Source organism: Prevotella sp. oral taxon 299 str. F0039, from assembly GCF_000163055.2.
GTDB lineage: Bacteria > Bacteroidota > Bacteroidia > Bacteroidales > Bacteroidaceae > Prevotella.
The window spans coordinates 330,491-350,082 of record NC_022124.1; the positions used below are offsets into that span (position 1 = coordinate 330,491).

Sequence of the window (19,592 nt, forward strand, 5' to 3'; positions counted from 1 at the left end):
AAGTTCAATTGATATATAATCAAAAATAAAGAGGTAACCTGTTAAAAGTTACCTCTTTATTTTCTATGTTATAATCGATACAGATTATCAATTAGTTCTTTACAACATAATTGGTGTTCCTATTAGATTGTGGACCAGCAGGCTTATTTTTTGAACTGTTAATCTTTCCATCTAAAGTAGCCTTTTGACTTGCTGTGTAATGAACGGTCATTAGTTGATCTGTACCAGAACTATTTGTTTGTGCTCCAGCATAAACTTCTTTTAAAGCAGTGAGCTTTGTTATGTCAATAGTGCTAAGTTTGCAACTCGAAATATCGAGATATGTAAGCGCAGTGTTATCTCCTAATACGAATGTTGTTATAGGATTGAGAGATGATTTCAACTCTTTTAGCTTTGTATTTGCACTAATATTAAGCTGAGTTAGTTGTGCTTTTTCTGTATAAAGTTTTTCTAATTCAGTGTTACGAGATACATCTAAACTTGCTATTGATGTTCGTTCTAAAGCAAGCTCTTTTAGTTTAGTGTTATTAGATACATCTAAACTTGCTATTTTAGAATCTTTTAATACAAGCTGTTCCAAAGATGTATTCTTAGAAATATCTAAACTTGTTATAGATGTACTATGTAGTCTTAAACCAATTAGATTTGCACCTGTAGCAGTTAAACCTATAATTTTTTTCAATGTTTTTGAATTGTTTATTTGAACTTGGCGCAATTTAGGATTATGACTAAAGTCTATTGATTCTAATTTAATCTCATCTGCATAGAATTCAGCAAGCTGTGGATTTTCACTTAGTCCGGGTATAGAAGTAACACCTTTATCATTCATAGCATTAAGTTTGTCTAATTTGGGTGAACCTTCTGTGTGAATAACAGTTATTTGAGGATTATGATCAGTTATAAGTGTTTTTAATTCAGGTAAGTGTCTTACATCTACTTCTTTCAATATTTCGTTATGGTGAAGTTCAATATACTCAAGATTTTTATTACCTTTAATAAATGCATCAGTCATTCCATTTAAATGATTAGCATAAAGTCTAGTAATCTTCTCAAGTCCAGTGATGTCAATAGAGGTTACAAGAGGACTATTCTCTACCGTAACTTTAACTAATTGAGGAGATTTTTTGAAGTCTAACTTACCTGTAAGATTTTTATTATTTAATAATTTAACTTCGGTTATATTACGATAGTATTGCAACTCGTCGATAGAAGTTAGTTTGTCTTGATTCTCTATCTTTAATTCTCCTTTGTAAGAAAGAATTTTTTCAAAGTTGTCTGCATTGTATATATTAACTTTTCCATCTGCATCTCTAACTAAATCAGGTACACGTTCAGCGATAGCATCAATCAATGCAGTATTTTTTAATATATGGTCTTTAGCCTTACTTTCATCTACTGTAATCTCACCTAAGTCCTTTATTTCACCACGTTTGATAGCAATTTCTGATCGAACCTTAGCTTGTACTACTTTACCATTTTCTAAAATAAAAGCCAAAGTTAAACCTTTTTGAAGTGTAGTTACAGGTAAAGCTACATAATAATCAGTGGCTTCTGCAAAAGAACCTGCTTCAGGCTTGTATGTAAGAACAGGAGAACCTGACTCAACTATATTCTTTAATGTTGATATAGCCTTGTTGTTATCAAATTCAACTTCCGACTTGAAACTTCCAGAAAGAGGTTCTTGATTAATCGAATTCAATGTAACTTGCTTCACATTTGAAGAACCTTTGATTTTGAACTTAAGTAATCCACCTAAATTATAGGCAGTAAAGCTTTCTTCTGGTTTTGGAATTAGAGCCACCGATGGGTTTGCTTGTGGATCGAAAGTCTTGGCAATAGCCTTTTGTGTGTTTGAAAGTGTATATTCAAATTTTGCTTTTGTAGGTGAAATATATTCTATTTTTCCTGTTTCTTGGTAAGGATATATGGCAAAATAAGCGGATTTGTTATCCTCTGCTTTACCATAGAAACGCGCTACGTTACCATTCTTTGAGGTTTTAAAGGGCTTTGTTTTATTTCCGGGAGTTCCTTGATAACCAATGCCAATAACATCGTTTGCATTCCAAATCACGCTGCTACCATCAGTAGCAAGGGCAGTTCTTGTTATAGAATGTCCGTCTTTACTAAAGAATGAAAGGTCTACAAGATTTTCACTTTGCGTGTTTTGATCGAAAACTCCATAGTCATTAGAACAAGAGACCGCACCGAAAACCATGCTTCCGCATAATAAAAAAGATATTATTTTTTTCATTTATGTCTATTTTATAGTTTCTTATTTGAATATAATTACTTTATTAGAAGGGTGAATCATCGTCACTTGCATCTTCTACTACAGGTTTATCTGCGCTAGGAACAAATCCTTCGTGAGCATTTGAACCAAGACTATTCGTCATAAAGTTTGTTCCTGTATCAAATTTTAGTTTTAACGTACAAGGTTTAATATAATTTCTCTTCATAAATTTTGAGTTTTATTTCTTTATCATAAACATAATGAATTACGCTCATTGTGTTCTTATATTTTAACGTGTTATATTTTCTGCTTAAATAATTATTATAGTAAATGATTCTGATATTGAGATTATTTCCCAAAAGCTAATTGTTTTATATGCTGTTTTAATCCATTCTGCTTGATTTTTCTTCTTTCCCCAAAAACATCTTATGGAGTTTAAGGGCGGACAAAAGTACAATATAAACTTTGTAAAAAGATACTCTGAGAAAATAATTTGTTGCGAATTGGTGTTTTTTTTTGATATATATCAACCTTAAGATGTTGCCTTTGAACCTTATGATTTTAATGTTTTTAAAAGGAAAACTATAAACTGAAAGATTATTGAATAAAATGTGTATATAAATTCAACATAACAAATAAAAACAAATAAATTGAAATATTTTTGAGCATTAATGTTTTAGAATAAATAAAAATACATATATTTGCGAATGAATAGAAACTTTTAATGCAGAAGAAAGAGTTCTTAATAATATTATTTATATGATAATAAATGGTGAACTTTGATGTAATAAAAAGCAAAGAAAGAGTGACTTGTTCACAATTGCATTTCTATTAAGAATCATTTACTAACAATTACAAATTATTTTGCTTATGAAGAAAAGATTTTTACCCTTTCTTGTAGGTTCTCTACTAACATTTTTACCCGTTGTTGCAACGCCAACACAACGCCACACATTGCCACTTACAGAGCAAGAGGCTAACGAAAAAGGCTCATTAGTGATCACTCACAAACCAATTAAGCGTGTCGAAGGATTCGTTGGAGAATCTTCTTTGGTTACAACCCTACACATAAAAGCAACCAATATTACATCTGTAGTGAACTTAGAGCTTACTGGTGCAGATAGAACTAACTTTATTTTAGAAAAGACAACCCTTCCTCTTGGAACATGGGAACAAGATGTTAAGGTGAATTACAAACCACAAAAGGTAAAAAGTCACAAAGCTACAATCATTATAGACTGTCCTTCTTTGCCCGAGGCATCAACGACTATTGCTATAGAAGGTATTTCTATTGATAAAAACAATCCACCAACATTCACTGTTACTCCACAGACTTTAGAAACATTTACATGCGAAGAAAAGAAGACAATTACACAAACTATCAATATAACTTCGCAACATTTGGCTGAAAACATACAGGTTTATCCAACTCAGAAGAATGTTTTTAAGGTGAGCAGTGCATCTATCTACCGCAATTCTCCTGGTAGACTTGTTGTTACTTTTGCTCCTCTTAAGGCAGGAGAGTATAAAGATACGATTGTATTCCACACCTATGGCGGACAAGATGTACGCATACCGCTTGTGGGAAGAGCAACAGCTACATCGCAAGTTGTGGAGAAAGAGGGAACTGAATTGGTGTTAGACACATCTAATCCGCTTCTAGTTTTGAACGAAACATTCAGCAATCAACCTAAAAATAAGCCACTTGTATTGAAAGGCTGGGTGAACAATGCAACCAAAGGAACAAGAGCTTGGTGGGGATTTAAAACGCTAAGTTACGACAAAACACCAGATGAAGAGGTGGCAAAGGTAACTGGTTTCGACTCAAAAGTGGAATATGGATCAGAAACTCCTTGTGAAATGCTTCTTGTAACACCTGCTCTCGACTTTAAAAATGCCGCTTCTAAAATCTTTACTATCCGTTTAAGAGGTGACCTGTTACAAGATAATATGACTGATACTTTAAGGGTTTATTATATAGAAAAGGTGGACAATAAAATAGAAAAGTTACCAATAGGAGGCTTTAAGATACCTAACACAAAAGATGAATCGGGTGAATGGAAAGAATATCATATTGATTTTACAGACCTACCTCTTAAAGATGTGTTCTTCATCGGATTTGGTTTCGTAGGTACAAGAGGTGCAACCAGCTCTGCAACTTATTTTATTGACGACATATCTTTTGGTAGAACAGACCTTCCAGTGATAACTCCTTCGGCCCTAAAGTTTGAAGTTACTACCTCATTAGGTGTGCAAAAGAGTTTCAACGAAATTCAAGTTACAACAAAAAACACCAAAGAACCCGTTAAACTAACATTGTCGGGACGCCATAAAAGCAAGTTTAAATTATCTGCAACAGAGCTTCCTAAAGAAGGTGGATCTTTCTCTGTTACTTTCAAATCTAATGTGAAAGGTGTGCATTTCGCAACTATTAAGCTTACATCTCGTGGTGCTGCCGACCAATATGTTGAGCTTGTTGCGCTAAATGGAGATGTTACAGCGATTTCAGACGTGCCTACTCTCGACTTAGAGGCTGTGGTATATGATCTTAACGGGAATGTAGTAACTAGAACAAATAACAACAACATTGATGAATTAAAGGCAAAACTTCAACGTGGAATTTATATTGTAAGAACCAAAGACACAACCTTTAAAGTAAGAGTCAACTAAACAAATAACTTTAATCTGAAGATTTTTTTCTTCAAATATCCGAATCTCTAAGAGACCAATAGGTGAAAGACTTTACGGCAAAACTGCTGTAAAGTCTTTTTATTTTCTCCCTAATTCGGGCTTTTCACAATGTTCTTACAAACCATTCTTAACTCCTTTATTTTTAATAATAAGTTATAAATAGTATGCTTTCTATTTTTTTTGTAACTTTGCACCCATTGTTTTATTGCCAATAGATAATTGTTGGCAACACAATAAAATGAGTATCGTATGAATAGAACATTTCAACAACAATTTAATTGGCAAGCCAAAATTGCAATATTTCTAACAAGTGGATTTGCTTTTTATATGTTTTGGCAACAAAAAGCCATTGTGGGAGCGTTGTTTGCACTATTCGCTCTCTTTATAATGAACTATATTATCAATAGCAGTTATACGTTTAAAACAATTGATAACCAGGAGTTCTTAGAGATCAATCACGGACGTTTTTATCGCAAGAAAATTGTTTCTTTTGCGCAAGTCAATAAGATATCGACCCATAAGATATGTTTTGGACTCATTACTTCGCTTATTATTGAAACAGAAAACAAACAATACATTGGAATACAACCACAGCATCCCGAATTATTTATCAATGAATTTTATAAACGAAAGAATACAAATTATAAAAATGAAGAAGATTAATTGTCGTCTCTACTCTGTCATTTTTATTTTATTTTTACTTCCTCTTCATATCTTTGCGCAGATAGATAATGAGGTAAAAGAACAGCAAATTGAATTATCTGAACTTGACTCTATCGCTATTTCTACAAGTTTAGAGGATAGTGTTGCACAGCCTTGGCCCATTAATAAACAAGTTCAACTTCAGGAACTACTTAATAATAAGATGTTTAAAACATCTCAAGTGGGAATGATGGTATATGATATTACTGCCGATTCTACGATCTTTCAGTTTAATGAGAAACAGCTTTTGCGCCCCGCTTCAACAATGAAACTCATCACTGCCATTACTGCTTTAGATAAACTTGGTGGTAGTTATCAGTTTAAAACTTCGTTATGGAAGACGGGAAATGTTGAGAATAGAGTATTAAAGGGTAATATTTATTGTGTCGGAGGTTTTGATCCGATGTTTAATAACGATGATATGCATGCCTTTGTCAATAGTATTAAGGAACTAGAAATAGATACTATTGCAGGTTATGTCTTTGCAGATACGTCGATGAAAGATGCCGATAAATGGGGAGAAGGCTGGTGTTGGGATGATGATAACCCCACGCTTACACCTTTATTGATAGGTGGAAAAGACCGATTTATGGATCGTTTAATGCACTTTTTACAAGAAGCTGGTATCACAGTAACGATGGGTTGTGAGTTGGGAACAAAGCCTTACGAAGCTGTTCAGGTTGAGAGTAGATTTCATACGATAGACCAAGTACTGATGAAGATGATGAAAGATAGTAATAACCTGTATGCAGAGGCAATGTTTTATCAATTGGCAAGTAGTGCAGGAAAGCGTCCTTCATCGGCTAAAGATGCACGGATGGTGATTAAACAGTTGATAACTAAGTTACGAAAAGATCCCAATAAATACAAAATTGTTGATGGTTCGGGTCTATCTTTATATAACTATGTAAGTGCTGAGCTTGAGATTGAATTCCTAAAATATGCTTATAACAATAAGAACATATTCAGACATCTCGACCCTTCGCTGCCTTCTGCGGGCATAGATGGCACTTTAAAGAAAAGAATGCAGGGCCAATATACTATAAGTAATGTACATGCTAAAACAGGAACCTTAACTGGTGTTAGCTCACTTGCAGGCTATTGCACTGCAACTAATGGGCATGTTTTGTGTTTTGCCATCATCAATCAAGGAATAATTCATAATTCAAGTGGACGTACTTTTCAAAATAAAGTATGCGAAGTGTTATGTTCTCCATAAATAAGAAATACTAATTATATTTTCAAATTAATAATATTCAAATCAAAATGAATGAAATAAAAGACTTTGTAGAGCAACTTATCGAACTAATAGGCATTCATGGTGCAAGCGTTGTGCCTATTCGTTATGTATTATTTTTTATTATTGCAATATTTCTTTCGTGGTTTTCTGGATGGGCAGGGTGGCACATCATTCGTCCTATTATACAGAAAATAACCTCAAAAACACCTGCTAAATGGGGCAACATACTATTTAATGATAACGTTCTACACACGTTTTGTGAAATCATTCCTGCTGTTGTTATTTGGCAATTGTTACCTTTGGTTGTGTTTCAACATGCCACTTTAAAAGACATTGTTGCCCGACTTACAGCCGTGTATATATGTGTTATGGTGGTGAAATTGTTGCTTGCCATCATTAAATCTATTGAAACAACGAAAACAAAGAAGGGATCTAAGATGCAACTTTATGCTAAATCGTTCTTGGGCGTGGTTCGTATTGTTTTGTTTTTCTTAGCTGCAATTGTTATTATTGCCACCTTGTTTAATAAGAATCCCTTAACACTTCTAGCTGGACTGGGTGCTACTTCTGCCATATTGATGTTGGTATTTCAAGATACGATACAAGGTCTTGTGGCAGGAATTCGCCTCAACAGCAATGAAATGGTACGCATTGGCGACTGGATTACCGTTCCTGGTACAGCGGCAGATGGTATTGTTGAGGACGTAGCTTTAACGACAGTGAAGGTTAGAAACTTTGACAATACAACCGTAACGGTAACTCCTACAGCTTTGGTTAATGGTTCTTTCCAAAACTGGAGAAGTATGAAAGCAGGTTCAGGACGTCGTGTAACTCGATTGGTTTACTTTGATTTTAGAAGTATTGGCTTTGTTTCTGATGAGCAAAAACAAGCTCTTATCTCAAAAGAGCTTTTCACTGAAGAAGAATTAAAAGGTAACCACATTAACATTGCACTCTATCGTCAATACATCGAACGTTATATTTCGAGTAGAAAAGATGTGGTTCCCGATATGGGTGTATTGGTGAGAGAAGTTGAAGCCACACAATCTGGCTTGCCTCTTGGATTTCTTTTCTTTGTTAAGAATGATGAATCGGTGCACTACGAACACACCTTGGCAGAGATAATGGAATGGTGTTATGCTATGGCTAATGAGTTTAAACTTACCATCTATCAGCAATATCCCAATCAAAATGAATAAAGGTTCAACTTATCTATAACTCAATAAAGACACAGGCTCAATGAACTTGTGTCTTTATTTTTATCTGTCCTCTTTTTATAAACAATGCTTTTAGCTAGCAATGTCAATGCTTTTACAGACTAATAACATAGCTTTTATGCTGCAAAAACTATGTTATTAGTTCTAGCTAAAAATCTATCTTACAACCAATTTGCTTTTCTTTTTTCTTAATGGTTGTCTCTTTGTTTCCTATCTCATTTCTGTTCTTAATACAAATTAACTTGCAAAAGTAACATTTGTTACTTTATTGCTTGATAGATATTCGTATATTTGTAAGCAATAAGAATGAAACGGCATTGAAGATGTCGAAAAGAACAATAAGAAATAGAATAAAACAAGATACAAATGGAAAATAAAATGAAAGCTAACTTGCCACAAATTGAGCAAGATAAACTTGACAAAATTCTCGAAATAGAAGAGTTATACGAAACAGGAAAGCTTACTCTTGAACAAGCAAAAGATATGTTTAGAGAGCAAGTTGGAAAGATTAAACCTTTTCATATTGCCCTAATTGAACAAACAATGGTTGAAGAAGATGACCACGAATGTATTAGAGTGAACATGAAAAAGACGCTTGAATTGCTCGATGATTTTATGGATTACTCTCGTCCTGAATTACCTTCTGACCATCCTATAGCACAATATTATCGTGAAAACGATGAAATGCGCAAACTGTTGTTGGCTGTTGAAGATCTTATTCAATATCCAATGATTAAAAATCAATGGTTAGGGCTATACGAAAAGATTAGTAAATATCCCACACACTTTAAACGCAAGCAAAATCAGTTGTATCCTGTTTTAGAACAAAAGGGTTTTACACGTCCTACAACGGTGATGTGGACCTTCGATGATTTTGTGAGAGATATCATTCGAGAGTCGGAACAATTGCTCGAAGAAGGTAAGGAAGAGCAATTCATTGCCAAGCAGGAAGAGTTACTAAGCTATGGTCGTGACTTGATGCATAAAGAAGAAGTGATTTTATATCCCACATCGATGGCTTTGATAAACGAGGCAGAATATGAGGATATGAAATTGGGTGATCAAGAAATTGGTTTTGCTTTCTTCACCGTAGAACATACTCCTAAGAAAGAAACCAGCACCACTTCGAACCAACAAGTAGATGGCTTTGCACAAGATTTGCAAGCCTTGTTGAACAAATATGGATATAGCGTGGGAGGTGAAGAGAAGCTAAATGTAACCACAGGAAAGTTAACTCTTGAACAAATTAACTTGATATACAAGCATCTTCCTATCGACATTTCGTATGTAGACGAAAACGAATTGGTTTGTTTTTATAGCGATACCGACCACAGAATCTTCCCTCGTAGCAAGAATGTGATAGGTCGTGAGGTTATGAATTGTCACCCAAAGAAAAGCGCACACATTGTTCGTGAGGTGATAGACAAGCTTAGAAGTGGCGAACAAAGTAAGGCTGAGTTTTGGATTAACAAGCCAGGTTTATTCTTATACATCGTTTATGTGGCGGTAAGAGATGACCAAGGACGTTTTAGAGGCGTGTTAGAAATGATGCAAGACTGCACTCATATCCGTGAAATGGAAGGTAGTCAAACCCTTTTAACATGGGCAAATGAGGCTCCAAAAGAAGAAGTGAAGGAAGAAGAACACGACTCTGAGGAGCAAACTGTTGCTGATGATACTGAAGTTACAATTGATGGAGATACCAAACTCAAAACGCTTTTAAAACAATATCCTTTCTTAAAGAAAAGATTAATAGAAATATCATCTCAATTCCGCATGCTCAATAGTCCTTTAGGAAAGATTATTGCGGCTCGTGCAGACGTGAAAATGATGAGTGAAAAGAGCGGTATTTCGCAAGAAAGACTAATACAAGGAATTAAAGAAATAATTAAAAGCGAATTAGAAAAGTAAGTATTTCTTTTGTGAAATGATGATGGGCGATGGCTACACTTTATTATATATGGAATGAATAACAGCCTACCCATTTGCTTAAAGCCCAAAAAGAAGTGATGGATAATATTGTATCCATCACTTCTTTTTTGTTGTATAGGAATGTCAAGTAGAGGCTTTGGCCTGACTTAGACATTCTACTTATTAGTCGTGTTGTTGGCGATAAGGACAATCTTTAATCACTTGTCGAATGCGTTTCACTTGATCTACGCTCACAGAAGTATTTGTTGAGTGTTCATCCATGATGTTATATGAGTTAAAGAAGTAGCTTGGACCATTCTTATATAAAGGAATAGACTTCTTTTCAATACTTCCATCATCTTTAAAGAACGAGTAGGTGTCTTCGCAGTAGTCAACATCCTTTTCACCTTTGTATAGAGATGAATTGATAGCTGTGGGCAATAAACCATAAAATCTACCTAGCATACGTTCAAAATCTCTTGATGCATAACCCGTTCCTTGCTGAAAAACATCTGCAAAAGCCATTGGGATTCCTGCCTCTTGAGGTTCCAAATTGGTGATGTCTGCTAATGTATTTATCTTTTCAAACTCAATGCCAGGAATGTCTTTAGGGTCTCCAAAAGTGTATTCGGGGTGTACTTTGGTTTCATTCATCTTCCAATATGGCACCGCATTCATTAACCAAACATAAACCACTTTGTCTGCTCCTTTTAGTAAATTCTTTTGAATATACTTTGTAATCTCTTCATGTTCTTCGTCTGATAGCTTAATGGTTTTATATTCTTTCATGTAGAATTCCATTTTAGCATCACAACCATTAGGCGCCTGACCATTTACTCCTGCAAATGCTTGGTTAGCATGTTCAATCATTTGCTTTAAGAGATGAGGTGTAACCGACTCCATTTGCAGTTTTGTTTTCTCGTTGTAAAGAGATACAAATACTACAGGAATTTTTAAAGGAGTTAGGTTTAACTCTTGTGGTTGACGTAAAGCCACCGACACTTTTGCAGATTTTAGGTTATTACAAGTGGCAGTAAAACTCACAGAATCGGTTTTTGCTGTAGTTGAGAAAGCCTCATTCACATTAAAACTTCTACCATCTGAGCTTGTAACTACAATTTTATCTACTGGAACTCGGTCGTCTAACATCTGTACTTCTGTTGAGTCTACCTTATAAAAACATTTCACTAAGAATTTAAGTTTACTTGTTCCGTCGGCATTTAAGGTTAACGAATTGGGATAAATCTCAAAGCGTGTAATCTTATCTTCACCAATTCTTGTAGGCTCAAGAAAGCTTTCTTCTCTGTTACAGCTTGAAAATAATGATACAAAGGCTACCAAACTGGCACTTAGCCATTGAATTTTATAGCGCAAAAGCGCAGAAACAAATGTGTTATTTGTCATAATTGCTATGTGTTATTAAACCATTTACATTTTATTGATAGTTGTCTTTTTACAATGAAATGCAAGATGGGAAGGTTTAAAAATTATTCCATCCAGGATTTTGGTCAATATTATTGTCTTTTAATTCACCCTTTTTAGGGATGGGCATAGTGTATCTAAAATCGTCTTTTGCGAGTTTATAAGCTTTAGGATCTTCTTGCTTGTTGCGGGGTTTTCTGCTTAATTCTACTCCTAAACGACGCATATCGAACCAACGAATATAGGGTTCAAAACAAAATTCCTTACGTCTTTCGTCTAAAATGCTTTGCAATAAATTAGCATGAGTAGGTTCTACATAGTTTGTATAACGAGTAGCGGCAAACTCTTTTAACTCTTTTAAGGCTATATCATTATGTCCTTGACGTGCTTCTGCTTCTGCAATAATGAGTTTCATTTCTGCACCTGAGCATAGATTAAAGCGAATATATGACCAAGGGAAATCGCTTTCAAATTTTATTATACCTTTTCCTTCGGTAAAAAACTCTTTTTTACGAAGATCATTATCGGTGTAAAGAGCATACAAATCGTCAGAAGGATATTGAGGTAATCCGTAGTTATTGTTACCTACAATGTCTTGTAATTTCTGACCATCGCTATATAAAAACATTAAAGGAGCAAACTTCTTAGATGCTAAAACGCCAAAGTCGTCTGCTTTATCAGGTGTTGTTTTAATATCATTAAAGGTAATTCCACTTGCCAAGACTTCTTTTGCATATTGAGAAGCCTTAGCATAATCATTATTATCCTTAGCTCCTGAAGCTGCTTTGTATAAATAAACTTGGGCTAAAAGACCCTTTATAAATGTCTTATTATAGAAAATATTGTATTCAGGCTCTGGTGTTGCACCGAAGTTTAGGGCGGTTTCTAACTCAGAAATGATGAACGCATAGTTTTCTGTTTGCGTTTGTCTTCTACTATCGTAGGTGCCAACTTTATCAGGATCGGTATTTAAAGGCAAGCCAAGTTGGTTGTCTGTGTAAGGAGCAAACAATTGAACTAAGTGGAAGAAACAATAAGCTCTTGTAACTCTTGCTTCTCCTTCTACACGTTCTGCATCAACTTTATTGCTTGTATTGTGCTTTTTTAGCTCTGCCAATATAAGGTTATAGAAACCAATAGCCTTATAATAGGTACCCCAAATGCTTTCGTGGATATCAGGATTTTTCCATGTTAGCGATTTGTTAAAGTCGCCTTTATTGTTTTGTCCCATCCATGTATCGAGGTATTTATCTGTATTACAATCGTCAGAGTAGAAGTTCGTAATAAGGTATTCATCGTAAGAAGTTATTACGTTAGGGACTCCAGATAGATAATTGTTTCCTTCTTGATAGTTTCTCAAGCTACCTCCTAACAAACGTTTTACATCGCTAAAACTATTAATTGTTAGTTGATTGGTAGGTTCTACGTATAGAAAATCTCTACAACTACTAAAGAATGTGAGCGTACAAACAAGTAAAGTCAATGTTTGTAGCTTATATTTTAAAATATTGTTCTTCATATTTTTTAGGATATTAAATAAACTATTTGTTAGAAACCTACATTCAGAGTGATGCTATAACTACGGGTCGAAGGGTAGCTAAGATTGCCCATTGATGCAGGGTCGATACCTTTAAAGTTTGTAAGAGTAAATAGATTACTTGCTGTAAGGGCAATACGAGCACTGCGAATAGATAGCTTTTGGCATAAAGCCTCAGTTAAACGATAACCTAAACTGGTGTAGGTACAACGAAGATAGTCGCCTTTTTCTAATGAAGTGTTGAAGCGGTATTGGTCGTATGCAGTGTTGTTTGTGCCTAAATAAGGGCGTTCTGCCACATCACCAGTTGCTCTCCAACGGTATTGATCAGCGATATAACGATTACCAGAATAATTATAATTGTGGTTCATCGTACTTGAAATAGTGGGTATTAAGTGACCTGCTTGAAATTCAAACTGAGCATTTAATTCCCATTGTTTGTATCTAAATTCAGTAGAGAAACCACCTGTTGTGGTAGGATTGCTTTCTCCTAAATAGTGCATAGGTGGACGTTTAAGTGCCAAAGTCTTATTGTTAAACATATCCATATCTACCTTTGAACCATCTTCAGCATAAGCTAATGTATGGCCAGTGTTAGGGTCTATGCCTGCAAAGTCGTATCCTAACCATGCTCCAACAGAGTAACCTTGGATGTACACATTGTCGTTTTCAGATAGAAGAGAGCTTTTTTGTGGCACTTGTTTGAAATCTTGATAGAATGTTTTGGTGATAATATTCTTATTAAAGCTTATGTTACCACGTAGTGTCCATTCAAAATCTCTAGTTCTAACTGGTGTAAACCCTAAGTCAAACTCCCAACCACGGTTCACCAAATTGGCAACATTTTGTTTAATAGAGTTAATACCAGAAGAGTAGGGAAGTGACTTATTATCTAGCAAGTCTATTACCTTATTATTATAATAGTTAACATTGAATGTTATTCTATTGTCCCATAAGCTCGATTCCAAGCCAATATTAAAGTCCTTTTTCGTTTGCCATTTAATATTAGGGTTGGCATTTTTATAGTATGTAGGAACAATTAAGCCTGCATAAGGACGTGTTTCTGTTAGCTGCATGGTAACAAATGGAAGTGCATTATGGTCGATACTACCCGTGTATCCATAACCTACACGCAAAGAAAGGAAGTTGATGTAGTTTGCTTTCTCCATGAACTTTTCTTTGTAAATATTCCAGCGTCCAGACACATTCCATAAAGGAGTGAATTGGTTTTGGTTACCTATTATGTCAGAACCATCGTATCGTGCAGATGCGTTCACAACGTATCTATCGGCATAAGAATAAGTGGCATTAGCAAAAAATGAAGACATCTTAGACTCGTATTTGCCAGTTCCGCCTAGCCAAGAGAATGGGAAACGAGACATATCTGTGCCTTGTGCCACTTGTGGGAAGCCAACAATGCGGTGTACTTTGTCGTATTGTGGAGAATAATTATAAGAACTATAATTCACATTCGATGTGATTTCTTGTCCCGCCATCACCTCTAAGCTATGGTCGTTACCTATCATCTTATTATAAGAAAGCATGTTTCTCCATGTGTAGGCATCTGTATTATATTGTCCTTCACGTAGAGAACCTAGCACATGGCTTGCTGGAATTTCATTGCCTTGCACATATTGTGCTTCCCAGTTATTACGCATATTGGTATAAGTTCCTTCTCCCTCTTCTTTTCTTGACGATGTGTTAGATACCGATAGTGATGCTTGAGAAGTGTAGATAAGTCCTTCGAGTGGTGTTATCCATTGTAACTTAACGTTTAATGAAGCACCTAAATAGCGTGAAGTATTTTGATTTTCTAGCATCTCACGTTTCATATTTAATGTTTCCCAACGAAGTCCTGGGTGCAAACGACTAATCCTTATGTCGTAACTCTTATCGTAACCATTAGGGTCTTCATAAGGGTTTGCTTGGTAAGCATAGCGCATAGGTGAGATAACCGATGCAGTGCTACGGTCGCTACGATAAGTGGTTGCTAAAATCGTTTGTAGCGTTAGCTTATCAGAAAAGTGATGATATAACTTACTATTAAAGGTTATACGCTTATAATTGTTTGTTAACTCTGTTCCATTTTGATTGAGAAAGGTGAACGAATTATAGAATTGTGTGCGTTTTGAACCACCCGATAAACTTAAATTTACTTGTTGAGTATTAGCAGGACGATAGAGTTCTTTGAACCAATTGGTGTTTCGTGAGCGTAATAAAGCAATTTCTTTCTCTGCTTCTTCTTGTGTAACAGCTCCATTTTTTACTTGGTTAAGAAGATAAGCTACACGTCCTACCGAGTCATATTCTCCATCTAAGAACATTTCTCTTTCAAATCTTATCTTCTCTTCGCTATTCATCATGCGAATATTTGAGTAGGGACGTTCTGTTACACCATAGTATAATGAAGCGTTATAAGTGGCTTTTCCTTCTCTACCATTTTTGGTTTTCACCACAATAACACCATTTGCAGCTCGTGCTCCATATATAGCTGTAGCAGCTGCGTCTTTCAAAACTGTGATAGATTCGATGTCGCTTGGTGCAATATCGCCTATACCTGTTTGGGTAACTAAACGTTGTAAGTCGTTACTATTACTAACACTTGGTGCTATACCATTAAGAGGCATACCGTCTACAATCCATATTGGGTCTGTACTTCCTGTGATTGAATTGGCTCCACGAATACGAATTGAGGCATCAGAACCAGGTCTTCCGTTATAAGACGTAGCAACTCCAGACATTGTACCTCTTAGTACTTGGTCCATAGAACGCACGTCCATTTTGGCAATATCACTACTTTTTATAACCGAAACAGAACCAGTCATGCGAGGACGGCGAACATCTTGAAAACCAGTAACAACCACTTCGCCAATATTATTGGCAGCATCTTCAAGTTTTATATGCATAGCTTTGTCTTCCGTTGCTTCTATAGTGACAGTTTTCATGCCTAAGAAAGACACTTGAAGTTTTGCTTTTTTTATGTTACTTGGTAAACTAAAATAACCTTGAAGGTCAGTTGTTGCTACAATGTCTTTGTCTACCACTCGCACAATGGCACCTACAATGGGTTGTTGGTTATTGTCTAACACATAGCCTTCTACATGCTTTTGAGTTTTTTCAACCTGTGTATTGTTTGTTTGAGCACAAATAATAACAGGAGAAGCACTTAGCGATAAGCATACGCACAAGGCTCTAGCTACGGTGTTAGTGTGCTTGAAAAGAATGAGATTTCTGTTCTTCTTCATGAGCTTCTTTGTTTTTAAATAATGATAAAAAGTAGTGTATGTAGTTTTAATCTATTGCAAATTTATATATAAAAGTGAAAATTCGCAACAAAAAATCAATGAAAATGAATATGAAACGCAAAATAATGCTTTATGAGGCTTTATTTTTTTTATATTTTAGAATGTTGTGTGGTGCCTTTTATATAAAAGAGTTTGTTTCTTTACTCTTTTTCTTATCCTCATAATTGAGTAGTGAAAAATAAGTTTATACCTATAAAAAGGTAGGGTTAAAGCGTAAATGATTCACAAAAAAATAAGGGAGTCGAATATCCCTCAAATGCTTTCACAATGGTTTTTGTCCTTTTGTAGGTACATGTTCGAATTTGCAGTATCACACTCTCTCTTACTTAAGTATATAATTATAAATAGGTATTATCAAAATTATAATTTTTAGGTATAGTATCGTTGATGTAGAATATTTATCTTTGCATCGTAAAATTATGACTCTTTTATAATTAAAAAATATGAAAAAAACGATAGTGATTTATGGTTCTTCTACAGGAACATGCGAAGCAATCGCTCAAAGCATTGCAGAAAAACTTGGAGTTGATGTGATTAATGTTACCGAAATGGATGAAAGCATCATTAAAGAAAATGAAAATTTACTTTTAGGTACTGCTACTTGGGGTGAAGGAGAGTTGCAAGACGACTGGTTCGATGGAGTTAAAGTGATTGAAGAAGTGGGCTTGAAAGGTAAAACTGTTGCTCTCTTTGCTTGTGGAGATTCAGAAAATAATAGTGAAACATTCTGTGGTAGTATGGCAGCTCTTTATAAAGCAGTAACCAATGCAGGTGCAAATGTGCTCGAAGGTGTATCTGCCGATGATTATACTTTTGATGATAGTGAAAGCGTTGTCGATGGTAAATTTGTAGGATTGGCACTAGATGAGATGAATGAGGATGATAAAACAGAACCTCGTGTCAATGCATGGCTAGAACAAATAAAACCCTCTTTGTAGTCTGATATTGATTTTTATAAGTGGAATAATATAATAATTTCATCATTGCTGTCTGGTAAACCTGATTTCTATGCAAATTCAGATTTACTTGATAGCAATGTTATTCTTATACAAAAGCACTACTAGTTTAGGAGATAGTAATACAACAATATTTGTAATTTGCCGTTAATTTTTTTAGACTGTCTAAAAGGAATGCCCAAAATAAATAACCTACTTATATTGATAACTTCTCCCTACTTTCTTTGTGAAATATACAGCATTTTATCGTATTAACAAACGGATTGTTTTTAGACGTGTTGTAAAAGAATTCCTTTTGCTTTGTAATAGCAATGCTTTTGTGTCCTAAAAAGGTTGCTTTTGTGTCCTAATTGTATAGCTTTTGTGAGTCGAGGTCTGTTTGGTCGTTGTCTAAAGAAGTTTTGAAAGAAATAGAATCGGAAGATCTTGATTTTAAAATTGTGTATTTTGTAAAATTGTATAGGTGCTTTCTTTTTTTCATTCTCCCTCTATATAATATAAATAGGTGAAACTCTTTTTGTGGTTGATTTTTCCATTTGTGAATTAAAAAAGTGCATTTTTTTTTGAATTTTCTCATATAATTATTTGGTTTGTGTTATAAAAAGTTGTACTTTTGCATCCGCTTTCGAGAGTAATCTCTGTTAGCAATAAAGATAGAGTTCTTTGAATAGATTTACATAAACAGACAAGTTAGTACAAGAGTCTTGTTGTTATTTTTTTACAACAGGGTATAAATACGAACCGTTAATTGATTATTCAATAAAGGTTATAAGGATAGTCGTTCTAAGTCAGAAAACATTCTCCTTTAGGGGAATAAATATAAGAAATTTTACAATGTAGAGTTTGATCCTGGCTCAGGATGAACGCTAGCTACAGGCTTAACACATGCAAGTCGAGGGGCAGCATGTTGGTTGCTTGCAACCAATGATGGCGACCGGCGCACGGGTGAGTAACGCGTATCCAACCTACCCAATACTCAGGCATAACCCGTTGAAAGACGGACTAATTCCTGATGGTATGTATTTTTCTCATGATTTATACATTAAAGAACTTCGGTATTGGATGGGGATGCGTCTGATTAGTTTGTTGGTGAGGTAACGGCTCACCAAGGCATCGATCAGTAGGGGTTCTGAGAGGAAGGTCCCCCACATTGGAACTGAGACACGGTCCAAACTCCTACGGGAGGCAGCAGTGAGGAATATTGGTCAATGGATGAAAATCTGAACCAGCCAAGTAGCGTGCAGGATGACGGCCCTATGGGTTGTAAACTGCTTTTATGTGAGAATAAAGTTAGGTATGTATACTTATTTGCATGTATCACATGAATAAGGACCGGCTAATTCCGTGCCAGCAGCCGCGGTAATACGGAAGGTCCAGGCGTTATCCGGATTTATTGGGTTTAAAGGGTGCGTAGGCCGTTTGATAAGCGTGCTGTGAAATATAGTGGCTCAACCTCTATCGTGCAGCGCGAACTGTCGAACTTGAGTGCGTAGTAGGTAGGCGGAATTCGTGGTGTAGCGGTGAAATGCTTAGATATCACGAAGAACTCCGATTGCGAAGGCAGCTTACCGTAACGTTACTGACGCTTAAGCACGAAGGTGCGGGTATCGAACAGGATTAGATACCCTGGTAGTCCGCACAGTAAACGATGGATGCTCGCTGTTGGCCTTTTATGGTCAGTGGCTTAGCGAAAGCGTTAAGCATCCCACCTGGGGAGTACGCCGGCAACGGTGAAACTCAAAGGAATTGACGGGGGCCCGCACAAGCGGAGGAACATGTGGTTTAATTCGATGATACGCGAGGAACCTTACCCGGGCTTGAACTGCAGCTGAACGATTCAGAGATGATGAGGCCCTTCGGGGCAGCTGTGGAGGTGCTGCATGGTTGTCGTCAGCTCGTGCCGTGAGGTGTCGGCTTAAGTGCCATAACGAGCGCAACCCCTTTTCTTAGTTGCCATCAGGTAATGCTGGGCACTCTGGGAATACTGCCACCGTAAGGTGTGAGGAAGGTGGGGATGACGTCAAATCAGCACGGCCCTTACGTCCGGGGCTACACACGTGTTACAATGGCGCATACAGAATGTTGGTTTCATGCAAATGAGATCTAATCTTCAAAGTGCGTCTCAGTTCGGACTGGGGTCTGCAACCCGACCCCACGAAGCTGGATTCGCTAGTAATCGCGCATCAGCCATGGCGCGGTGAATACGTTCCCGGGCCTTGTACACACCGCCCGTCAAGCCATGAAAGCCGGGGGCGCCTAAAGTCCGTGACCGCAAGGGTCGGCCTAGGGTGAAACTGGTGATTGGGGCTAAGTCGTAACAAGGTAGCCGTACCGGAAGGTGCGGCTGGAACACCTCCTTTCTGGAGACGTCTATTATTTAT

The 19,592-nt window shown here is 36.1% G+C and carries 11 protein-coding genes and 1 rRNA gene; 7 read left to right on the forward strand and 5 right to left on the reverse strand.

What is annotated here, in order from left to right:
- Positions 1 to 91 precede the first annotated feature (91 nt).
- Positions 92 to 2,251: a hypothetical protein gene (locus tag HMPREF0669_RS01305; RefSeq protein WP_020967917.1), complete on the reverse strand. Its 2,160-nt coding sequence runs from the start codon at positions 2,249 to 2,251 to the stop codon at positions 92 to 94.
- A gap of 43 nt (positions 2,252 to 2,294) precedes the next feature.
- Positions 2,295 to 2,456 (reverse strand): hypothetical protein, encoded by a 162-nt coding sequence (locus HMPREF0669_RS10345; RefSeq protein WP_009228945.1) that lies wholly within the window; start codon positions 2,454 to 2,456, stop codon positions 2,295 to 2,297.
- Between the two features lie 644 nt (positions 2,457 to 3,100).
- Between HMPREF0669_RS10345 and HMPREF0669_RS01310 the strand changes: the two genes are divergently transcribed.
- From HMPREF0669_RS01310 to HMPREF0669_RS01330, 5 genes are all read left to right on the forward strand, one after another.
- Positions 3,101 to 4,900, forward strand: a complete 1,800-nt coding sequence (locus tag HMPREF0669_RS01310) for a T9SS-dependent choice-of-anchor J family protein (RefSeq protein WP_009228947.1) — start codon at positions 3,101 to 3,103, stop codon at positions 4,898 to 4,900.
- Between the two features lie 270 nt (positions 4,901 to 5,170).
- Complete coding sequence (locus tag HMPREF0669_RS01315) at positions 5,171 to 5,584, forward strand: PH domain-containing protein (RefSeq protein ID WP_009228948.1); 414 nt, start codon at positions 5,171 to 5,173, stop codon at positions 5,582 to 5,584.
- Positions 5,571 to 6,842: a D-alanyl-D-alanine carboxypeptidase/D-alanyl-D-alanine-endopeptidase gene (dacB, locus tag HMPREF0669_RS01320; protein WP_009228949.1), complete on the forward strand. Its 1,272-nt coding sequence runs from the start codon at positions 5,571 to 5,573 to the stop codon at positions 6,840 to 6,842. Before HMPREF0669_RS01315 ends, dacB begins: the two co-directional genes overlap by 14 nt.
- Positions 6,843 to 6,889: 47 nt before the next feature.
- Positions 6,890 to 8,062, forward strand: coding sequence for a mechanosensitive ion channel family protein (locus tag HMPREF0669_RS01325; RefSeq protein ID WP_009228950.1), 1,173 nt, complete (start codon positions 6,890 to 6,892; stop codon positions 8,060 to 8,062).
- A 384-nt stretch (positions 8,063 to 8,446) separates the two neighbouring features.
- Positions 8,447 to 9,991 (forward strand): DUF438 domain-containing protein, encoded by a 1,545-nt coding sequence (locus tag HMPREF0669_RS01330; protein ID WP_009228952.1) that lies wholly within the window; start codon positions 8,447 to 8,449, stop codon positions 9,989 to 9,991.
- A 183-nt stretch (positions 9,992 to 10,174) separates the two neighbouring features.
- On the opposite strand, the gene HMPREF0669_RS01335 is transcribed toward HMPREF0669_RS01330, so the two are convergent.
- The 3 genes from HMPREF0669_RS01335 to HMPREF0669_RS01345 form a co-directional block, all read right to left on the reverse strand.
- Positions 10,175 to 11,395 carry a hypothetical protein gene (locus HMPREF0669_RS01335; RefSeq protein WP_009228953.1) on the reverse strand — a complete coding sequence of 407 codons (1,221 nt, stop codon included), beginning with the start codon at positions 11,393 to 11,395 and terminating at the stop codon, positions 10,175 to 10,177.
- 76 nt (positions 11,396 to 11,471) lie between these two features.
- Positions 11,472 to 12,932 (reverse strand): RagB/SusD family nutrient uptake outer membrane protein, encoded by a 1,461-nt coding sequence (locus HMPREF0669_RS01340; RefSeq protein WP_009228954.1) that lies wholly within the window; start codon positions 12,930 to 12,932, stop codon positions 11,472 to 11,474.
- 29 nt (positions 12,933 to 12,961) lie between these two features.
- On the reverse strand, positions 12,962 to 16,195 hold the full coding sequence (locus tag HMPREF0669_RS01345; protein WP_020967918.1) for a SusC/RagA family TonB-linked outer membrane protein: 3,234 nt from the start codon (positions 16,193 to 16,195) through the stop codon (positions 12,962 to 12,964).
- A gap of 503 nt (positions 16,196 to 16,698) precedes the next feature.
- On the opposite strand from HMPREF0669_RS01345, the gene fldA reads away from it, so the two are divergent.
- Positions 16,699 to 17,193 carry a flavodoxin FldA gene (gene fldA / locus HMPREF0669_RS01350; protein WP_009228956.1) on the forward strand — a complete coding sequence of 165 codons (495 nt, stop codon included), beginning with the start codon at positions 16,699 to 16,701 and terminating at the stop codon, positions 17,191 to 17,193.
- An 849-nt stretch (positions 17,194 to 18,042) separates the two neighbouring features.
- Positions 18,043 to 19,571: ribosomal RNA gene (locus HMPREF0669_RS01355) — 16S ribosomal RNA — on the forward strand.
- Positions 19,572 to 19,592: the final 21 nt, after the last annotated feature.